The 19917-nt window shown below is 41.8% G+C and carries 17 protein-coding genes; 5 read left to right on the top strand and 12 right to left on the bottom strand.

The annotated features are described in order from the left end of the window. Positions 1-29: 29 nt before the first annotated feature. From zipA to ABMY35_RS07075, 3 genes are read right to left on the bottom strand one after another with little or no spacing between them, the layout of a single operon-like run. On the bottom strand, positions 30-716 hold the full coding sequence (gene zipA / locus ABMY35_RS07085; RefSeq protein WP_349285580.1) for a cell division protein ZipA: 687 nt from the start codon (positions 714-716) through the stop codon (positions 30-32). Between the two features lie 17 nt (positions 717-733). Then, positions 734-4126, bottom strand: coding sequence for an AAA family ATPase (locus ABMY35_RS07080; protein ID WP_349285579.1), 3393 nt, complete (start codon positions 4124-4126; stop codon positions 734-736). A 55-nt stretch (positions 4127-4181) separates the two neighbouring features. Then, on the bottom strand, positions 4182-4913 hold the full coding sequence (locus ABMY35_RS07075) for an RNA methyltransferase (protein ID WP_349285578.1): 732 nt from the start codon (positions 4911-4913) through the stop codon (positions 4182-4184). A gap of 277 nt (positions 4914-5190) precedes the next feature. Here ABMY35_RS07075 and ABMY35_RS07070 point away from each other — a divergent pair, with 277 nt between their 5' ends. From ABMY35_RS07070 to cysZ, 3 genes are all read left to right on the top strand, one after another. Next, the gene (locus tag ABMY35_RS07070; protein ID WP_349285577.1) at positions 5191-7263 is read left to right on the top strand and encodes a TonB-dependent receptor; all 2073 of its coding nucleotides are present in this window, start codon (positions 5191-5193) and stop codon (positions 7261-7263) included. A gap of 116 nt (positions 7264-7379) precedes the next feature. Beyond that, on the top strand, positions 7380-7676 hold the full coding sequence (locus ABMY35_RS07065; RefSeq protein WP_349285576.1) for a hypothetical protein: 297 nt from the start codon (positions 7380-7382) through the stop codon (positions 7674-7676). A gap of 115 nt (positions 7677-7791) precedes the next feature. Next, on the top strand, positions 7792-8523 hold the full coding sequence (gene cysZ / locus ABMY35_RS07060) for a sulfate transporter CysZ (protein ID WP_349285575.1): 732 nt from the start codon (positions 7792-7794) through the stop codon (positions 8521-8523). 85 nt (positions 8524-8608) lie between these two features. Here cysZ and ABMY35_RS07055 read toward each other — a convergent pair whose 3' ends face one another. Next, the gene (locus ABMY35_RS07055) at positions 8609-9937 is read right to left on the bottom strand and encodes a hypothetical protein (RefSeq protein WP_349285574.1); all 1329 of its coding nucleotides are present in this window, start codon (positions 9935-9937) and stop codon (positions 8609-8611) included. 210 nt (positions 9938-10147) lie between these two features. Here ABMY35_RS07055 and ABMY35_RS07050 point away from each other — a divergent pair, with 210 nt between their 5' ends. After that, positions 10148-12148 carry a fused MFS/spermidine synthase gene (locus ABMY35_RS07050; RefSeq protein ID WP_349285573.1) on the top strand — a complete coding sequence of 667 codons (2001 nt, stop codon included), beginning with the start codon at positions 10148-10150 and terminating at the stop codon, positions 12146-12148. Between the two features lie 11 nt (positions 12149-12159). Beyond that, the gene (locus tag ABMY35_RS07045; RefSeq protein WP_349285572.1) at positions 12160-12885 is read left to right on the top strand and encodes a Sir2 family NAD-dependent protein deacetylase; all 726 of its coding nucleotides are present in this window, start codon (positions 12160-12162) and stop codon (positions 12883-12885) included. Positions 12886-12986: 101 nt separating this feature from the next. On the opposite strand, the gene rlmM is transcribed toward ABMY35_RS07045, so the two are convergent. The 8 genes from rlmM to ABMY35_RS07005 form a co-directional block, all read right to left on the bottom strand. Then, positions 12987-14072 carry a 23S rRNA (cytidine(2498)-2'-O)-methyltransferase RlmM gene (gene rlmM, locus ABMY35_RS07040; protein WP_349285571.1) on the bottom strand — a complete coding sequence of 362 codons (1086 nt, stop codon included), beginning with the start codon at positions 14070-14072 and terminating at the stop codon, positions 12987-12989. Between the two features lie 22 nt (positions 14073-14094). After that, positions 14095-14463, bottom strand: a complete 369-nt coding sequence (locus tag ABMY35_RS07035) for a DUF423 domain-containing protein (protein WP_349285570.1) — start codon at positions 14461-14463, stop codon at positions 14095-14097. Next, on the bottom strand, positions 14456-15082 hold the full coding sequence (locus ABMY35_RS07030; protein WP_349285569.1) for an alpha/beta fold hydrolase: 627 nt from the start codon (positions 15080-15082) through the stop codon (positions 14456-14458). Before ABMY35_RS07030 ends, ABMY35_RS07035 begins: the two co-directional genes overlap by 8 nt. Continuing rightward, entirely contained in the window at positions 15079-15975 is an 897-nt protein-coding gene (locus tag ABMY35_RS07025) for a transcriptional regulator GcvA (RefSeq protein ID WP_349285568.1), read from the bottom strand. The genes ABMY35_RS07030 and ABMY35_RS07025 overlap by 4 nt, the downstream gene beginning before the upstream one ends. Positions 15976-16026: 51 nt before the next feature. After that, positions 16027-16881: a 3-deoxy-8-phosphooctulonate synthase gene (kdsA, locus tag ABMY35_RS07020; protein ID WP_349285567.1), complete on the bottom strand. Its 855-nt coding sequence runs from the start codon at positions 16879-16881 to the stop codon at positions 16027-16029. A 119-nt stretch (positions 16882-17000) separates the two neighbouring features. After that, positions 17001-17801: a tetratricopeptide repeat protein gene (locus ABMY35_RS07015; protein WP_349285566.1), complete on the bottom strand. Its 801-nt coding sequence runs from the start codon at positions 17799-17801 to the stop codon at positions 17001-17003. Between the two features lie 171 nt (positions 17802-17972). Next, positions 17973-18347 (bottom strand): SirB2 family protein, encoded by a 375-nt coding sequence (locus tag ABMY35_RS07010; protein ID WP_349285565.1) that lies wholly within the window; start codon positions 18345-18347, stop codon positions 17973-17975. Positions 18348-18360: 13 nt separating this feature from the next. Further along, a complete protein-coding gene (locus ABMY35_RS07005) occupies positions 18361-19905 on the bottom strand; it encodes a DUF3369 domain-containing protein (protein WP_349285564.1) in 1545 nt (514 codons plus the stop codon). Positions 19906-19917 lie beyond the last annotated feature (12 nt).

Raw genomic sequence — 19917 nt, 5'->3', positions numbered from 1 at the left:
TGGCCTAAAAAATCATAACGCACTATTAATTAAGCCGTGAATTCGCGAACCCTTTCAACATAGCTGCGAACCGTTTCAACACTTAGAGGCTGACGTTGATGATCAAGTACCGTAGCACCAAATTCATCGGACAGCTTCTTAGCTGCGCTGTTCAGCATGTTAAAGGCTGCAAGGCTATCACCCTCACATGGTAACGTCATAAATAAACTAACACCCGCAGTACTGAACTGCTCCATGTTATCAATATCGAACGTACCCGGATTGAACATATTTACTAAGCGGAACAAAACAGGGCCATTACCTGAAGGCTCAACATGACGATTAAAGAAACCTTCATCAGAATATTTAAAGCCTAAGCTCAAAACACAAGGTAATAGCTTAGAGCCCGCCATAGAAAGACCTTCTGGCATCTCAATGTGTAAGATAATGAAGTCTTGTGGCTCAGGGGCTGCTGCCAGTGCGCCATCTTGTTGCTGCTCTTCAACAACTGGCTCAACAGTAGGCTCTTCATCTACCGCTGAAAAATTCATATCACCCAGTTCAGGCTCATTGTCTGTCGCTGGGGCCGCAGGCTCAACTTTAGGCTGTGGTTTCGGAGTATTATCAGTTTGTTCTGGTGTTTCTTTTTTTCTTACTGACCATAAGCCGTGGATCAATAAACCGCCAATAACTAGCGCACTGATCACGATTAATGCCCATCTTAATTCTTCGGCCATTACTCACCTTTATCTTGCTACGTTTGTGCCATTTGCACTGCTTGTTCTATGTCTACGGCAACCATACGCGAAACACCCGGTTCGGCCATGGTTACCCCCGTCAGTCTTCCCGCCATTTCCATGGCGATTTTATTGTGACTAATATATATAAATTGCACCGATTGTGACATTTCTTCAACCAAACGGCAAAAACGCACGACGTTGGCGTCATCAAGCGGTGCATCAACTTCATCCAGCATACAAAATGGCGCTGGATTTAGCCTAAATATTGAAAACACTAATGATAATGCGGTCAGCGCTTTTTCTCCACCACTTAAAAGGTGAATTGTTGAGTTTTTCTTGCCCGGAGGCCTTGCCATAATCGCCACACCGGTTTCTAACAGGTCATCTGAGGTCAACTCTAGATAAGCTTGCCCTCCCCCAAACACTTTCGGGAACAACCCAGCAAAGTCTTTGTTTACTTGATCAAAGGTTTGCTTAAAGCGCTGCTTGGTTTCTCGGTCTATTTTACGAATAGCGCCTTCAAGGGTTTCGAGTGCGGCAGTTAGATCATCCAGCTGCTCGTCTAAATACGTTTTGCGCTCAAGTGCTTGGTCATATTCTTCAATCGCAGCGAGGTTTACCGCACCTAACTCCAACAACTGTTGAGTAGTATTTTGTAACTTTGACTGAAAGCTCACCAGCTTAGGGGTTTCTGGCAAACTTGCCAGAATATCTTTGAGTGTTTGCTGTAACTCTTCAAGGGGTTCTAGCATCAACTGCGCTTTAATCATTAGCTCTTGCTCTGCTAATTTAAGCTGCTGAAGCTGATTTTGTTTTTTCGTAACGCCCGATTGTGCGTCTTGCAAACTCGCTTGCTTATCTTGTAGTGCTTTTTGGGCTTGAGCTTTTTGCGTTTGGCACTGCTCTAGCTGAATTTCGATTTCTTGATGCTGCTCAACTAAAACCATCAACTGCTCTTCACACTCTAGCAGTGGCAGTTGTTGATCTTCTAATTGCTGTTGTAAGGTTTCAAGACGCTCTAGGGCGCTATTTAACACGCTTTGACTGTGTAGCTGTTTTGTTTGCTCAATTTGCCACGTATTTTGAACTTTTTGTAACTCAAGCTCTGCCTGATGCAATGCTTGTTGAGCCGTTTGCGAGTGACTTGCAGCCTGAGTGTATGCCTGTTCTTGTTCATCGGCCTGAGCTTGTAACTCAATTTGCTGCGCTTGCAGTAACTCAAGAGCAGCCTCTATGTCAGCAATCTGTTGTTTTTGTTTGACAATAGGTGCTGCTTGCTCAGTTAACTGTGCTTTAAGCGAGCCTTGCTTTTGTTGGTATTGTTCGAGTGTTTGTTGCCAATTAGCATGTTGCTTTTCTAATAGATCGGAGTGAGTTTGTGCCTTTGCCATACTCTGAGCGATTTGGTGAATATTGGTACTGTTACTCTCTATTTCTTGTTGCGCTACTTGTAAACGAGTTTGTCGGGTTTCTTTTTGCGCTTTTGTTTGCTCAACCTCTGCGATTAGTTTTGGTAATTCAGCATTAAGTTCGTTTAATTGCGTTTGCTGTGTTAATAAGCCTACAGAAGTTTGTTTAGACTTACTAACTCTAAAGTTCTCACCATACAAGTTACCTTCGCCATCAACGGCCATCCACCAGCCTAGCTCGGGGGTAAATCTCTGACCTTGTTTAAGTAATTGGATCTGGTTTAAAAATGCCAGGTAAACCTGCCCCTGCAGTAAACTTGCAACTGAGCCCTCGCGAGGCGCTTGGGTGTTATCCCAAACACCATGCTCAGTGGTGCTTTCGCTCACAGGTAATAACGTCATGCCAAGCAGCGCACTTTCAACAATCGCTGCATCACTCGTATTGACAGATAAGGTTTGCAGTAGCGTCTGCTGTACGTCCTCGGTCAGTGAGCTAAGCACATTCTCTAACGCACTGATATTTACTTTGCAGCTACTGAGCTTTTGCGCGCGCTCGCGCTCTTCAAGCTCGGCCTTTGTATAATGAGTCTGTGCATCATCTAAAGTCGTAGACAGTTGCTTGGCCTGCGATTGTAGCCCAGCCATTTGCTTCGCAAGCTGATTAAACTCGGCTTTTGCTGCATCGAGCTCTTTTATCACTGATTGGCTTTGCTGCTGTTCAATTTGCTTTGCCACATCTGCTATATTTGCCTGCAAATGAGTCAGCGATAACTCTGCTTGCTTAAGATTTTGTTCTTCCTGTTGCAAAGTTTGGCGCTGCTCAGATATTTCATGCTGACCTGCATTTAACTTCGCTTGTTGTGCTTTATGTGTAGCTTGTGACGATTCAAATGTATTTTGTGCTTTTAATAACGTCTCTTTCGCTTGTTCAAGCCCTTGCTCTGCCACTTGCTGTTGCTCGGTAAACTCAGTTTGCGCATGCTGCAGGGTTTGCAGTGCATCTTGTGCTTCTTTAAATGCTTGCTTTTGTTTATCTATGTCAGCTTGTAGTTGCGTCTTTTGTTGCTGTGCACTGAGTTTTTGTTGCTCAAAGCGAATTATCTCGGTATGAGTGCGATGCTTTTGTTGTTGTGTGTCTTCTAGTTTATGAGTGTCTTGCTCAAGCTTTGCTTCTAGTGCTGAAAGCACATCTGCATGACCTTGATGAGCGTCACTAAAAAAGCGGATTTGTTTTTCAAGCTCAGCGATTTCGGCGGCTTTTTGCTGTTGTTGTGCGTTTAGCTTTTGCCATTTAATAACTGCAACTTGACCTTTGAGCAAACGCTCATCTCGCTTTAGTTCACGATATTGCTTCGCTTGCTCTGCTTGCACCGAGAGTTTATCAAGCTGATTTTTTAGCTCTTGGCGCATGTCTAGCAAGCGCTCTAAGTTATCACGTGTACTTTGAATACGGGTTTGCGTTTCGCGGCGTCGCTCTTTGTATTTAGAAACACCGGCGGCTTCTTCTAAAAACACTCTGAGCTCTTGTGGGCGGCTTTCAATTAAGCGAGAGATCATACCCTGTTCGATAATCGCATAACTACGCGGACCAAGGCCTGTGCCTAAGAAAATGTCGGTAATATCGCGTTTACGACATTTGCTGCCATTGAGAAAATACAATGACTGGCCATCTCGGGTTACTAAACGCTTAATCGCGATTTGATTTCGATTTGCAAGACTGCCTTGCAATACACCTGAAGTGTTATCAAAGAAGAGTTCTACGGAAGCTTGAGAGACTGGTTTACGATGTGTTGAGCCGTTAAAAATCACGTCTGTCATGGCATCGCCACGCAGGTTCTTGGCTGAGCTTTCACCCAACACCCAGCGTACCGCATCAATCACATTAGACTTACCACAGCCATTGGGGCCGACCACACAGGTCATCTGATCTGGGAATGGGATCTTGCTGGGCTCAACAAATGATTTAAAGCCTGCAAGCTTAATATGGGTCAGCCGCATGATTTTTAGGGTTACTTTAGTTAATTGAAAACAATAACAAAATAATCTTCAAAGATTAAGCTTGGCGCTTAATGTTATCTAGGATGATACCAGTCGCCATAGCCACATTGAGCGACTCTGCCCCACCAAAAGCAGGAATGGTGATCTTTTGGTTGACGTACGGCGCAACTTGTTCACGAATACCATGAGATTCGCTGCCCATTACCAACACCCCTTTTGTAGCAAACTGAGTTTTATGAACACTTTGACCACCCAGGTAGGCGCCATAAATATCGCCGTCATAGTCCGCTAAAAATTCCGCCAAGTCAGTGCGGATCACATTCACACGAACAAACGAGCCCATGGTCGCACTAATCACCTTAGGATTAAAATGGTCAGCACAATCTTGGCTAACCACGATTTGCTTCAAACCATACCAGTCAGCCACGCGAATAATGGTGCCTAGGTTTCCTGGGTCTGATACCCCATCTAGCACTAGTACGAGGCCTGATACGTCTATGCAGCTTGGCTCTGGCATAGTGACAATGGCAATGGCCGCATTGTTACTCACTAAAGTGCTCGCTTTACTTAAACTCTCTTCATCGGCTTCGACAATGTCATCGGCAAGAATTTTATCGTTATGGGCTGCAATAAATACAGGTGAGGCAAATAACTGTTTTACTGGCACATTGGCAGCAAACAACTCAAGAATATTTTTTTCTCCTTGCACTAAATAGCAATTATGTTGTTTGCGATATTTTTTCTGCGCCAATGCACGCAATAATTTTAGTTGGTTTTTAGAAATCATAGTTACCCCACAAAAGACCTTGGCGATTATACCTGATATTTATAAACACAAACAGATTGCGACCGTCCAGCGTCAGAACTGCTTGTTTTGATTTAAAACATTGACATTGATAACTATTTGCATTTACATTTAACAACCTTGTACCTATAATCCCCGCCGTTGAATTCTCTGCACTTATATATTCAACAGTCAACTCGACGAGCTCGGCATGCGCATCCATACCAAGTATCGGTAGGAAAGCCGACCTATATCCAAAAATTATTGAGAGGATCTCATAATGTCTAAGAATTTTACCAAGCACTTAATTGCAGCTTCACTATCTTGTGCGTTTTTAAATACAGCTGCATTCGCTGAAGATGACAACACAACTCATGAATCAATGGAAACCATTGTTATCATGGGTGAAAAAGCCGAACGAACTTTAAAAGATACCGCTTCTTCTGTGTCAGTAATCAATGAAGAACTACTTAAAACATTGACTCATTTAAGCGTTACTTCAGCAGTCTCTGAAATTGCCAATGTGGTTGTTAAACCAGGCGCTTTACCTGACATTCGTGGTGTATCCGGTAATGGTGCTGCCGCAGGCTTTAATGGTGTAACAGGGGGTGCTAAGGGCCGTGTTTCAATTTTAGTTGATGGCATTTACCAACCTTATATGGCTGACTTAACCGGTGACTCTGGTATCTGGGACGTAGAACAAATCGAAGTATTTCGAGGCCCTCAATCAACGACTAATGGCCGAAACAGCATTGGTGGCATGATCTTCATCAAAACCAAAGATCCAAGTTTTGATTGGGAAGCTGCAGGTAGACTTGGATACCGTAATCAAAGTGATTATATTGATACTTCTGTGATGGCATCAGGCCCTATTATTGAAGATGAATTAGCATTTAGGTTCACAGCGCAAGGTCTTCAAGGTAATGATTATGATAACAGCATCATTCACCCAACCCACGACCCTGAATTTGATTTAGACAAACTCAAAACCACACGTTATGGCACTAAGCTATTGTGGAAGCCAAAAGCCCTTGAAGGGTTTTCTACTATGTTAAGTTTTGACAGCAACAGTGAAGAAGGCAACTCAGGCCGTCGTTATTTTAGAAATGACGATCCTTGGGCCTACGTACCAAATTTCGAAAGAAATATGGACACAGATACACGCACAACAAAATTAAATGTCGACTACACAATTGATAAAAACAGCAGCGTCGATGTGTTGTGGGCATATATGGATCACAGGTGGGGCTTTAATTCATACGAATTAGTTGAAGCGAGAAATCAGCTTCTCATTATGAATGAAAAGAACGTGACTTTTGATGGTAAGTACAACTTTGGTTTAGATGATGCAGCGCTTAAGGGTTTTATTGGCCTGGCCTATTTTGAGCGAGAGCAGGATTATCAAAGCCATACAGGCTTCTTATATCAAGGTAACGACAGTAGTGACTCACGCGCAATCTATGGTGAAGTCAGTTACAACATCAATGAGCAATTCAGTGTGATCTCAGGTCTACGTGTAGAACAAGAATCACAGTTCCGTGATTACATAGAAAATGCGATGGAAGGTGAACAACTGGTTCACCGCTCTCGCTCTATACTTGATCAAGAAAATACTATTCGCTTACCTAAAGTTGTTCTGCAATACAAGATAAATGAACAACATACCGCAAACATCAGTGCACGCCGAGGCTATAACTCTGCCGGTGGTGCTTTTAACTGGATGACGCAGCAGTACTATTATTACGATGCTGAATATGTGAACACCTACGAAGCTGGCCTAAGAAGCTCACTGAATGATGGCAATGTTAACTTCAGTGCCAATGTGTTCTTTAATGCCTACCAGGGCTATCAAGCTGTAGGCCCTAACAGAAATATTGATAACCTAGCGCGTGTTGATACTTATGGACTTGAGTTAGAAGTGTCTGCAATGCTCTCTGACAATGTACAAGTGACCGGTGGTCTAGGCCTTCTTGAGACTGAAATAAAAGATGGCACTGAAACCTTCAAATACTTAAATGGCAAAGAGCTCAACTCAGCACCCAAAATCACCGCCAATGCAGGTGTAAAGTATTGGGTTAATGATGCCTTCAATGTCGGTCTTTCTGGTAATTATGTTGATGAGTTTTTTGGGACATTTATGAATGAACCAGAAAAGAAAGCGGGTAACTACTCTTTGGTTCGAGTACATGCCAACTATGAATTGGAGAATTGGCTTTTCAACGTGTTCGTGAATAATGCGTTAGATAGACAAGCAGTAACTCACCGTTCCCCTGCAAATGCCCGTGACCCATATGGCAACGCCGGTATTATTGACCCGCGCACTTTCGGTATTTCAGCGACTTATACTTTCTAAAGCTTGAGCTAACACAAAGGCGGGCTGCTTTACTCGCCTTTTTCCTTTCTTTTATTTGGACAGTAGATCCGCATAACGCTACACTATTCGCGTTTTTATTAAACAGTTTATCAACTATGACTCCAGAATTTGCAATTATCGCGGTTAATTTTATTGTGCTGTTTGTTGCCTATTTTTATGCAAACCCAAAATATGCGGGCAATGACCTTAAGAAGATCTCTCTACAAGATTTAATTGCATCAGTGATTTCTTTGTTTGTCGTCGGCTCTGTATATATGGGCTCATCTCAGACTTTCACTTTAGTTTTCACTGAAGTTAGCTGGGTATGGTTTACCTTGGTAAGCTTCTCAGTCATCGAGCTGCCCTTCTTTTTATGGTATGCGAAACGTTACAACGTTGAATTGCCTAAATAACCTTATTGCTGATCGCAAGCTTCCACTTTGACATAGTTTGTTACTATAAGCGCTAGTCGCTGTCTCTGGAACACTTTATACTAAAAACGTGTACATATAATTGTTGAGGCTAGTTGTGCAGTTAAGCAAAGGTATTGAGTATTTCATTGCTGGGTTTTCGTTAATAACTCAAAAAGGATTAAAACGCTTTGTATTTATTCCATTGTTTATTAACGTTTTGCTATTCGGCGGTTCTTTATTCTTTTTATACGATTGGCTAGTTCAAGGCTTTGAATACATCAACAACTTGCTGCCATCTTGGTTGAGTTGGCTTGAATGGCTGATGTGGCCGATTGCTATCTTGGTGATCTTATTCTCCTACTCCATGGTTTTCACTGTAATAACCAATTTCATTGCTGCACCTTTTAATGGTTTGCTTAGTGAAAAAGTTGAGTTCTATTTAACAGGCCAACCTATCAATGACGATAAGCTGTCAGATACCTTAAAAGACGTACCTCGTATGCTTGGACGAGAGTGGACTAAGCTTTGTTACTATCTTCCTAGGGCAATCGGTTTCTTTATTTTACTTTGGATACTCCCTGTATTCGGGCAAATCATGTGGGTGCTATTTACCTGTTGGATGTACAACGTACAGTACAACGACTACCCGTTTGACAATCACAAGATTCATTTCAAGCAAATGAAAGACGACCTAAAAAACGAACAGGGGTTATCGTACGGGTTTGGTTTTGCAGTATTTGTTTTAACCTCGATTCCTTTCGTAAACTTGATCGTAATGCCTGTTGCAGTATGTGGCGCAACCAAGCTATGGGTTGAAAATTATCGTAAGAACTATCGCGAAGTTTAACTCTCTGTCCTTTAAACTTCGATAAAAAAATGGCGACCTATTGGTTGCCATTTTTAGTGGGAGTCTGTTAAACAATAAGATTTACTTAGTGGTCATGCTCGTGATCATGTTCTTCAGCTTCAAACGCACCTACCCAAGTAAGGTTCGCGATTGGCTTATCAAAGTGCTGAATTTCAGTGCTTGTTTTTGCTTCAGTGTCTACTGCGTATAAGTGCTCACCATAAGCGACGTAAACAATGTGATGCGCCATGTTTGCAATGATCTTAGCCGTGGCACCTTCTTCAATTTCTTCTAAAACTTGAATACGCGCTTCATTTTCCCAGTCATGCTCGCCATGGAAAACATTTAAGTAACCTTGATCATCTAGCACTAATGCGTTGCCTGTCTTTGCATTACCTGCGTATGCAAGATACTTTTCAACACCTTCTGGTTGCCATGCAAAAGCTTTGATTTCACCAGTCTCTAAGTTAACAGAGTATGGCCCTACGCGAGATAAACCAATGACCGTGTGGTTTTCAGGGTGACCAATAAATTTACCTATACGAACACCTTCTGGAAAACCTTCTGGATATGCAATATGTTTTGAAGTAAATACTTCTGATTCTTCTTCAATCGCAACGATGCCATCAGTACAACCGAAAGCAACAAACTCTTCTGTTTGAACGCTACCATGAAGCCCTGGGCACTTATGTTCGAATTCTTGCTCTTGATGGAAGTGATCATCATGCAGTTCAAATAGTGCTATTTGATCTGGTAACGTGCCTTCGGCATCAGCATCACGTAGTGTTGAAATCACATACTCACCACGAATTTCACCGGTACCATGCATGAAAGTATTAAATTCATGATGAGCATCAATTTTTGCTTCAGTAATGCCTTCATCTGAAATTAAAGCAAAACCTGCATCTGCTTGAGTGTCTTTATCACCGTCAAAGAATACCAATGCATGCTCACCACCTGGTACATAATGTGTTGGCTTTGTTTCTGTTAATTCAAAGTTCACCGCCTGAACATCTTCTTGTTCTAGATGGAAGTGGTCATCATGGGCTTCTAAGAAAATTCCGCCATCAATAAATTCAACATGGTTATGATCACGCTGAATAGCAACCACATAGCGACCTTCTGGGCTCGCATAAAGTGCAGAAACAGGGTTAGTTAAAGTAACTGTTTCTAATAGTTCATTGTTTGTAAGGTCATAAACTGATACATCACTTTCATCAGCAAATGAAACAGCAAGTCGTCCTAGTGGATACTCAATTTCATGGTCATGATCGCTACCAGAGCCTTCGCCCGAACCTTCACCAGAACCCTGATCGACTTGTTCAGTCGGCGTGATTTCTTCAACTTTACTGCTATTACCACAGCCACTTAGCATGGCTAATAAGATTGCACTGCTTAATAATTTTAATTTCATTTAAAACACCAGAGAGATAATATAACAACGCAAATGTTACCTTATATCATATACATATTGAAGTACCTGTTTAAGAAAATGAGATTAAATATCATTTATAAAAGACAATTAACATTGCTCGGGTTATAAGCAGTTAAACTCTATTTGCATCTATGAATACAACACTCTAAAGTGCGCAATAATTAATTTTCCAAAGAGAAAAGGCTCTGCATGCTAGCCACTATAGTGATATTCATAAGTGCGTTCTTGCTGTTTCAAGTTCAGCCCTTGTTAGCTAAATCTTTGCTGCCCGTGTTTGGTGGTGGCGCACAAGTTTGGACAACCTGCTTACTGTTTTTTCAAACTTTTTTACTCGCAGGCTATTGTTATGCACACTTGCTGGTTAAATTTCTTGATATAAAAAAACAGCAAATTGTGCATTTGAGCCTCTTACTCATTAGCTTACTCGCTATACCTTTAGGTCTATCTGATAGTGATATTAAGGAACAAGCTTCTCCAGAGTTCGCTTTGTTACTTAAACTTGCTCAGAGCGTAGGTCTACCTTATTTTGTGCTTGCTGCAACTTCGCCACTATTACAAAGTTGGCAATCTCAATCGCTCAACAGCAAAGTGTACAAACTCTATAGTTACTCAAACATAGGCTCTTTTTTAGCACTACTCAGTTACCCGTTTGTATTTGAACCTTGGTTAACACTGTCTGCACAATCTTGGGCTTGGAGCCTTGTTTATGGCGTGTTTGTCTTATTATTTACAGGTTTTATTGGCTTAGCACTTAAACAAAACAATTACACTCAGGCGCAAACAAATGAAAGTACTTCGACACTGGATAAGCGTCTGCCTTTGTGGCTATTGCTCAGTGCCAGTGGTGTGATCATGCTAACGGCAACCACCAGCGCGATGACACAGAATGTATCGCCTATTCCTTTTTTATGGTTGCTGCCTTTATCACTCTATTTACTGACGTTTATTCTATGTTTTCACTCAGCTAAAATTTACCAACGCTGGTTTTGGCTGGCGGTGTTCGCATTCAGTAGTTTTATTGGATTGATGCTGTTCTTTATTGACAGCCAACTCGATTTACTCAGTCAAATTGTGCTCTATTCAACCGTGTTATTCAGTGCCTGTATGATCTGTCATGGCGAGCTTGAGAAGACCAAACCGCATCAGTCTAAACTGACACAGTTTTATTTAATGATGTCTTTAGGTGGGGCTTTAGGCACAGCAGCGGTTACTTTCATCGCGCCAAAGGTTTTTACTTTGTTTTATGAGTATCCTCTGGCTTTAGGGCTTGTATTGGCGCTTTTCATTTATTCTTTAATAAGTACAGAGCAGTTTGCAAAAAGCCGTAACATGGTGCTTGTCGCTAGCGGGGTACTAGTATTACTTGCCCCGACTTTTATCTGGCTAAACAGCCAATTTACCAACCATGACACATTGAGATTGCGTAACTTTTATGGCTTATTGTCGGTCAAAGAAGTTTCTGTCAATGGGCAAATGGAGCGTCGCTTAATTGATGGTACCACCTCTCACGGTACTGAGATCATTGAACCGACTTACTTACAAGGTCAACCACAAAGTTACTACCGCTTTGAAACAGCGGTGGCTCAACTACTCAACAGTCAAGCCAACGGTGCGCAAGTGGGCTTTATCGGCTTAGGTGCAGGTACGCTGGCAGCATACGGTAAGCATCGTGATAACTATACATTTTACGAGCTAAACCCTAATGTTGTGGCAACGGCGCAAAGCCATTTTAGCTACTTAAATAAAAGTAAAGCACAGGTTGAATATGTGGTTGGTGATGGTCGTGTACAACTTCAAAAGCAAAAAGAGCAAGGCCAAGTAAACAGATTTGACGCCCTTGTCCTAGATGCGTTCAGTGGCGATGCCATTCCTATGCACTTGTTAACGCTTGAAGCCATGCAACTATATTTATCACAGCTTAAGGAAAATGGTGTTTTAGCAATACATATCTCTAATAGTCATTTAGATCTCACGCCCCTCATGCGCGGCCTTGCTGACGAGCTGAAACTTAAAGTACATTTCTTTGAAACAAAAGCCAAGCAAGCGCATGAGCACAACACACACTGGGTCACTTTAACCTTTGATGAGCAGGCAATTGAAAGCTTTAAGCATCTTCAAAGCCCTTGGCCAAATCAAAAGCCAACATTTATTTGGCGCGATGATTACAGTAACTTAATGTCAGCACTTTAGGAGCAAACCAAATGACGAAGACTGACAAAACTTTATATATCACAGGCGCAGGCGTCAGTGCTGAAAGTGGCATTCCTACCTTTCGTGGGGAAGATGGCTTTTGGACGATTGGTAGCCGTAACTATACGCCACAGCAAATGGCGACGCGCGATATGTATATGCACAACCCTGGTGAGTTTTTAAAATGGTATTACAACCGTTTTGCCACTTACCGCCACCACGGGCCTAATAAAGTGCATCATTGGCTTGCTGACAAAACCTTGATCACACAAAACATCGATGGCTTAGACGGTAAAGCCGGTAATCCTGATTACATTTCAATTCACGGTCGATTGGATGAAGTCACTTTATTCCATCATCAAGGCGATGATGTTGAACGTATTAGAGCCCCTTGGGATGAGGTGGATGAAACAAACCTCGAAAGTTCGCTGCTTGAATTATTTAAAATAGGTAAAAATGGGCCAATATTAAATGAATCATTAAAGCCATATGTACTGCTATTTGATGAATACTACACTGAGTTATATGAAATCAGCCGAGCGCAACAGCAGATGCTAGACGCTGAGAAAATGGTATTCATGGGGACCTCGTTTAGCGTCAATATCACCAATATGGCATTAGAGATTGCCCGCCACAACAACATTCAGGTGGAAGTAGTCGATCCGAACCCTACTCATATTTTACATTCTCAGGTTGAGTACTTTGCTATTACAGCGCAAGATTATATCTCGCGCTAAAATAACCTGACCTCAAATTAAACTATTACATTAAATACAAAAAAAGCCCTGAACTTGAATAAGTCAGGGCTTTATTATTTTTATAAAAACTGCATTAAACGTTAGCTGAACAGTTTTTGAGGGATCTTGTGTATTTGCACTTGTACCGTGATCTCTTCACGGTCATGGTATAAATGTTTGGCTTGCAAAGTATACTCAATCTCGTACTTAGGTAACTCTTCTCGAATTAGCTCTAGGCACTGATACACCTCTTCAAAGCGTTTCTTCATGGGTAGCTTTAAGTTAAAAATTAACTCGCTAGCAAAGCCATTCACCATCCAATCTAACATTAGGTTTGTCACTTTCTTCGGTTTTTCTACCATATCGCATACTAACCAAGTGTTATTGCGCTTTTCTGGTAAGTACTTAAAGCCATCCTCTCTGAAGTGCTTCACCTGACCTGAATCCATTAAATTCTGATTCATCGGCCCGTTATCTATGGCAGCGACAAACATGCCTCGACGAACAAGTTGGTAGGTCCAACCGCCCGGGCACGCACCTAAATCCACGGCACGCATACCTGGCTGTACACGTTGTTCCATTTCTTCTGGCGGCACAAAAACGTGAAAGGCTTCGTCTAGTTTCAACGTAGAGCGGCTCGGCGCATCACTAGGCATACGCAGACGCGGAATCCCCATAAAGAAAGGCGAGTTATTATTTGGGAAAGAGTAACCCACAAATGCCGTATTGTTTGCTAAAAACATCACATGTAATACTGGGCGGTTCTTCTTTACTGCACGAGTCAGCTTATTTTGCTTTTCTAGACTTTTCGCAAGCGGCGTTGAAAACTTCTTACAGAATTTTGAAAGCTCTTTGCCTTCATTAGTATCTGGGGTTTCTACACGCAACTCGCCACATAATGGGAAGTCAGCCACTACGGCTTTTACTTCGCTGACACGATCTTCTATCGACATCTTGCTGACAAAGACACCTGCAAACCACTGTCTTGCGAATACCAAGCTTTGAAAGTCGATTTTCTTAATGAGCAATTCTGCATCGCTTGCTGCATAGGTTTCAAAACTCACATAACCGGTATTTGGCTTGGCTTTTACATAGCCTGCAACGCCTTGTAAGGCTGCATGATGGTTAATTTCAGCTGCGGCATCACTTTCAAAGCCACTACGACAATAAATCACAACACTCGACATAGGTGTTCTCAAATCTCTTTAATTAAAATTTATGTTTGGCTGCTTTAATCATCAAAAGCAACCAACCTAAAATAAAGCACACGCCGCCAATTGGCGTGATCGGGCCTAAAAAGCGCCATTCGGTCAGCGCCAGCAAATATAAGCTGCCACTGAATAAAATGGTGCCAAGGGTAAATAACCAGCCTGATGCATTAAGTTTTAAACCTTGCTTAATCAGCATCGCCACTAAAATCAAAGCCAAGCCATGAAACATTTGGTATTCAGCTGCTGTTTTAAAAATACCTACCGCATACTCGGAAGCATGTTTTTTCAAACCATGAGCGGCAAAAGCACCTAACACCACTGATAACATGCAATATGAGCTGCCTATCAATAAAAATAGTTTAGTCATTCAGGTGTTGCTCTATAAATTCCACAGTAGTTTTTGTTGCAGCCAAACGATGTGCTTCTTCGCTAAAGCCACTTTTCTTACGCGGTTTTAGTGAATGATCGCCATCGGGAAAAAATTGAAAAGTTGGCGCTTTAGCAAATGACATTTCAGCCAGTTCAGCTTGTGTACCAAAGGTATCTCGTTCACCTTGTAATACTAAGAATGGGCAAGGAATATCAGCAAAATGATCCGTTCTCAGTTTTTCAGGTTTGCCTGGTGGGTGGAACGGATAACCCATAGCAATCACGCCTTTTACAGGTAAAGAGTGCTCAGTCACTAATAATGAGGCCATTCTACCGCCCATTGATTTGCCACCAATAAATAGAGGTAGATCCGTATCGATTGATGCTAGTACTTTGTTGAAATAGGCGAGTAACTTAGGCGCTCTATCCGGTGGACGGCGCTTACCGGTTTGTTTGGCAACTTGCATATATTCGAAATCGAATAAGCCAACTTGAATGCCATGCTCAGCCAGCTTATTAGCCATATCTTGCATAAACTCAGAGTCACTGCCTGCCCCCGCCCCATGGGCAAAAATAAATTGTGCTTTGGGGTTATCAGCTTTAATCCATTGGATCATTCTTGTTCCTCTTGCTCTACCATACTGAGCATCCACTCTTTAAACGAAACGATTTTACCCAGCTCAGCTTGCGCCTCTCTCACTACAAGATAAAACGCGTTTTTACTTTCTAAACTATGGCTGAAAGGAATGACTAAGCGGCCCGCATCTAAATCAGGTTTTGCTAATACACTGTTACCCAGTGCAACGCCTTGGCCGTGGATCGCAGCCTGTAACACCATGGATGAGTGACTAAAGATAGGTCCTTGATTCACAGGAACATCCCTTACACCGGCAGTTTTCATCCACGCTTTCCAAGTTCGACGAGAGGTGTCATGTAACAAGGTATGCTGACTTAAATCTGATGGTGTATGGAGTGGTTTCGGGCCTGTTAGAAGAAAAGGGCTACATAAAGGCACCAAATACTCTTTGTGAAGCTGATAGGCCTCTACCCCGTTCCAGTTACCACGGCCATAGTAAATAGCCACGTCTACGTCATCGGTTAACGAGTTTTCTTCATCGTCTTGGGCTTTTATTCGCACATCAATTTCAGGGTGCAGCTCGTGAAACTTACTTAATCGAGGTACCAACCATTGAATGGCAAAGCTTGGTGTTAAACATACCGTTAATGACCCTTTTGCGCCACGCGCTAATAACCTATCGGTGGCATCGACCAACTGATTAAAAATTTCTTTTATGTCTAAGTAATAACCCTGTCCTTCTTCAGTCAGAAGTAAGGAGCGGTTTTTACGCAAGAAGAGTTTTAACCCAAGGTGCTCTTCAAGGGTTTTAATTTGATGACTGACAGCAGCTTGTGTGACATACAATTCTTCTGCGGCTTTGGTAAAGCTCAAATTACGTGCCGCAGCTTCAAAAGCTTTTAGGGCGTTTAATGGCGGGAGTCTTCTAGACATAATTCTTTAAACCAAACTAAAGAGCAGCAAATTTGCTGCTCTTTATAATTATTATAAGTCGGCTGCGCTTGTATCTAGTGGTTCGAAGCTTTTCACTAAATCGTCCACCGCTTTCATTTGCTTTAAGTAGCCCTCTAACTTAGCCAGTGGTAATGCACAAGGGCCGTCACACTTTGCTTCGTTTGGATTTGGGTGTGATTCAATAAATAAACCAGCTAAACCGAGCGCCATACCACTGCGTGCAAGCTCGGTTGCTTGAGCACGACGACCATCGGCAGAATCAGAACGACCACCAGGACGTTGTAACGCGTGTGTTGCATCGAACATTACAGGCGCCATGTGCTTCATGTCATCCATGCCCAGCATATCAACCACTAGGTTGTTATAACCAAAACTACTACCACGCTCACATAAAATAACTTGGTCGTTGCCCGCATCATTCAGCTTTTTGATGATATGACGCATTTCATGTGGCGCTAAGAATTGCGGTTTTTTCACATTAATCACAGCGCCAGTTTTTGCCATCGCCACAACTAAATCTGTTTGACGTGCTAAAAACGCTGGAAGTTGGATAATATCAGCCACTTCCGCAACCGGAGCTGCTTGAAATGGTTCGTGCACATCGGTGATCACAGGGACATTGAAGGTCTTTTTAATCTCTTCGAAAATCTTTAGACCTTCTTCCATGCCTGGACCACGGTAAGAGTTGATTGAAGAGCGATTTGCTTTATCAAAAGATGCCTTAAATACATAAGGGATGTTTAGCTTGCTGGTTACTTCAACATAGTGCTCAGCAATTTGCATTGCAAGATCACGCGATTCCAATACATTCATACCGCCAAATAATACAAACGGTTTGTCGTTTGCCACTTCAATATCTGCAACTTTTACGATTTGCGTGTTCATAATTTTCCTAATTCTTTTAATAATAGAAATCTAATAGATGTCTATTCAGGAGCCTGTAGAGCATGATTTAACGCCATACTAAACTTGGCATAAATATTAAAGCCCGCTATTTGTTCTTATTAGTGGACTACATGATTGTAGTCTTGTAACTCTTCAATTTGATGCTGAATAATCTCAATCGTTGGATCGTCCGGGCACTCATCAACGAAAAACTGTAAATCAGCTTTAGCTAATTTAGGGCAATTTATCTGATTGAGTAGATACCCTCTATCACGGCGTTCATATGGATCATCACCGAGTAAGTCCATCAACTGTTCAACGCAACTTAATGCATGACCAAACTTATCTGCAGTGATAAACGCCCATTTTTGCTGAGCGAGATATAGCTTAAATGCTTCATCACCTAATAATAATTCGTAAGGCTCTTCGTCTTTACTGTCGTTTTCGGGATTGATATACCAAGTTTGGTTGCCACCACATGGCTCTACGATATACCCTTCTTCAGCACTTAAAGCGATATGAACCATGATATCGCCTTGGTGAAATGCCATGTTCACATCAAGCTGTGCACGTTGCAGTAAATGCGTCAAAATCAAAGCAAGAGAAGTGGCATTGCCAGTTCGCATTTTCAATACATGATTGACACTATTTAACTTGTACTCAACTTCGCTTTGATTGCTGCCACTGAATAACCAACGAGTATAAAACGCATCTAAAAGAACATCGATCAACGTATGTGTTTCGGTATGTTCGCGACATAATTGATCAACAGCTAATTCAAGTTCTGCAAGCTGGCAGTAACTCTCTTCTAGATTTATCTGCGCATCCCACTGACGCTCAGCGTCGATGCATCTAAATAATGTATGCTGTGGTATGTAGTCTGCACTACTGTCTTGTTCATCGAACCAGATATCAGTCATAAATACCAACGACCTTAACTATTACTCTTACTTATTAATCGGCTAGTCTAACATTTTTTATAGGAATTAATGTAGCGCCTTATAGAAGTAGTTTTTGTTAATTGATTTAGAAAGAGTTATATGGGGTAAAAATGAGGAGAGGTTGAGTAGGCAAAGCCTACTCAAAGAAACTTAAAGTAAAAATGACGCTTTACTACCCGCTAAATAACCAATGAGAAGTAGCGAGATAGTAGCTGCTGTCAGTGCGATAACCTGCGTTTTAAACTGTGTCGATTTAGCAACCACAAACCCTAAACCAATATAAGCAAAAACTAAAACAATTTTTTCAGTCAGCCATGGTTGTTGCAATGGGTTCATACTCGCAACAACTAACAGCGCGACAGCAGAAACCAATAATAAAGTGTCTATAATGTGACTACCAATAAAAACGAGTTTATTACTGGCAAGTTTCCCCGACATAAAACGAGATACTGTTCTCGTGTAGAACAAAATAATACTCAACAGTGCGAACATCACATGAGTATGTTTGATTGCAATATATTCCATTTAATTAACTACTCTACTTATCTGGATACTTCACTAAAATCGCCTCTAAATCGTCGATAATGCTATTAAATACATCCACGAGTTTAGGATCAAAATGCTTACCTTTTTGGCTATTAATCTCGGCCATAACGGGCTCTAATTCCCAGGCAGGCTTGTAGCAACGCTTATGTCGAAGTGCATCATAGACATCTGCGAGTGCAACAATTCGTCCATAAATATGAATACTCTCACCTTGTTTACCGGCTGGGTAGCCTGAGCCATCCCATTTTTCATGGTGATCTTTGGCTATGACCGCACCAGCATTCACAATTTCACGGCGTGAATCCTTTAAAATCTCATAACCTTTTTCAGCGTGAGTTTGCATTAATTGCCATTCTTGCTCTTCAAGCTTTTCTGGCTTATTTAAAATCGCATCAGGAATGCCGACTTTGCCTACATCATGAAGTGGCGAGGCCATACGCACTAACTCAGCATCACGTTTTGGCAAACCGTACCCTTCGGCTAGGGCATAACAAATATGCGCGACCCGTTTTACATGATTACCTGTTTCAGTAGAGCGCAGCTCTAACGCTTCACTCAATCTGTAAACAAGCTCTTGTTGGGTATCTTCGATCTCAGCCTGAAGTTGCACATTCTCATAAGCAAGTTGCACATTTTGTGAAAATATTTCGATTAAGTGCTTTTGTGTATCGGTCAGAAAATCAGGAATACCTGACACAAATAACATTGAGCTATGATTAAACTCACTGGTGCAGTAGGCGAACAAATAATTATCTTTATAAACTATGCTTTTTTCTTGCAAAGCAGTAGAGCAAGCTTGGAGCTGGTCCTGAGTTAGCACTTCAGAAATAGGTTTACCTTCACAAGATTCAAACTCACCACGGCCTGTGAAAACAACCAGCTGTTCAGCATTATGATTTGAGTCATTACTTGCAACCAAAGACGTTGCGTAAATCGCTTCATCGACAGTACCTAACAAAGAGGTTAACTGCTGAACCACGCCCTTAATAAAATGCTCTAAGGAGTGTGATGAAAAGATGTCTCGTGAAGCGCAAATAATCTTTTCTAAACCTTGACGTGATTGCTCAATGGCTAAAATGTCGCGATAAGAGCGCAGACTCGACATCACAACTGTAAAAAGCTTTTGTGCTGTCAGTTCTGTTTTAGACTTATAGTCGTTAATATCATAGTTAACTATGACTTGTCTTTCCGGCGCTTGCCCCGGTTGACCGGTTCTTAAAATGATACGAATATGATTGTTTTTTGCGGTTTCTCGAATGAACTTAGCAACTTGTAAACCCGCATCGTCGGTTTCCATCACCACATCAAGTAAAACAATGGCTGCATCTGGGTGTGCTTGGATCACCTTACGCGCTTCTTCACCAGAATATGCACTAATAAACTCTAAACGCTTCTTTTGAAACTCAAAATCACTTAATGCAAGCTTAGTGACCGCATGAACTTCAGGTTCATCATCGACAACAATTACTTTCCAAACGCCATTGCTGTCGGGCTCAACTACATCGTTCGGCTCATCTGAAAACAAAAAATCATCCATACGCGGGGTCCT

It is taken from the genome of Pseudoalteromonas sp. BZB3 (assembly GCF_040104455.1).
GTDB lineage: Bacteria > Pseudomonadota > Gammaproteobacteria > Enterobacterales > Alteromonadaceae > Pseudoalteromonas.
The sequence above is the reverse complement of the archived record's forward strand: the minus strand, read 5'-3'. Positions and strand labels throughout refer to the sequence as shown.